Genomic DNA, 1,023 nt, shown 5'->3' on the forward strand with positions numbered 1-1,023 from the left:
CAAGCGCGAGTTCGGCAGCACTCCGAAGGCTGGTCTCGCATAGCACACCATCCGAGGTAAGCTTCTCAGAGAGGCACCTGGTTCACTCCGTGCTCCTCTGCGGTCGAATTGGCATCCGCAAGGGATACATCTCCGGCCGACATCGCGCGGGCGGCTGACGTCCCGGCTCCTGCGCCCGAGGTGGACCCGCCCGAGACTGCCACGGCCGCGGGGCTCGAGCTCGGGCGGCTCCGGATGATAGGCGGGCAATTGCTGCAGAAAGGTAAGCCCCCGGTGACGACCGCCTTGCATCGGTAGTGAGGCTTCGCGAAGCCATAGGACTAGTCCTGGAGCTAGTCCTATGGCCAAAGCGGAAGTGGAAGTGATCACGTCGGAGCGGCGACGGCGGCATTGGTCGCGGACTGACAAGGAGCGCATCGTCGCTGCAGCGTTGCAACCGGGTGCGACGATCCTGGGCGTGGCGCGCGCGTTTGGTGTGCATTCCAGCCAGGTGTTTCGCTGGCGCCAGCAGCTGTGCGGCAAGGAGGCTGCCGTGCCCGGCTTCGCCGCTGTGACGATTGCAGCCGATCCCGATCTTCACGCAGCGGCAGCTCCGCCTCAGGGGCTGATCGAAGTCGAGATCGGGACTGAGATCAAGATCCGGATCAGCGGCGCGGCGGATGCCGCGACGGTGACGGCGGTGATCGCGGCGCTTCGGGCGGGCTCGCGATGACGATCCCGATCCCCTCCGGCACCCAGGTCTGGCTCGCGACCGGCCATACCGACATGCGCAAGGGCTTCGACGGCTTGGCGCTGCTGGTCCAGGAGACCTTGAAGCGCGACCCGCATGGTGGCCATCTGTTCGTGTTCCGCGGCCGCAGCGGCGGGCTGATCAAGGTGCTGTGGCACGACGGCCAGGGCATGTGCCTGTTCGCCAAGCGGCTGGAGCGCGGTCGCTTCATCTGGCCACAGGCGGTGGACGGCGCGGTGACGATCACGCCGGCCCAGCTCGGCTATCTGCTCGAAGGCATCGACTGGCGGCAT

The 1,023-nt window shown here is 66.9% G+C and carries 2 protein-coding genes; both read left to right on the plus strand.

Annotated elements, in window-relative coordinates:
* Positions 1-340: 340 nt before the first annotated feature.
* Positions 341-712, plus strand: coding sequence for an IS66-like element accessory protein TnpA (gene tnpA, locus ACQR1B_RS36180; RefSeq protein WP_434837670.1), 372 nt, complete (start codon positions 341-343; stop codon positions 710-712).
* A partial coding sequence (gene tnpB / locus ACQR1B_RS36185; RefSeq protein WP_434837671.1) for an IS66 family insertion sequence element accessory protein TnpB occupies positions 709-1,023 on the plus strand: 315 nt, incomplete at its 3' end. The genes tnpA and tnpB, both read left to right, overlap by 4 nt.

This window comes from Bradyrhizobium oligotrophicum, from assembly GCF_051168495.1.
In the GTDB taxonomy this organism is placed as follows: domain Bacteria; phylum Pseudomonadota; class Alphaproteobacteria; order Rhizobiales; family Xanthobacteraceae; genus Bradyrhizobium; species Bradyrhizobium oligotrophicum_A.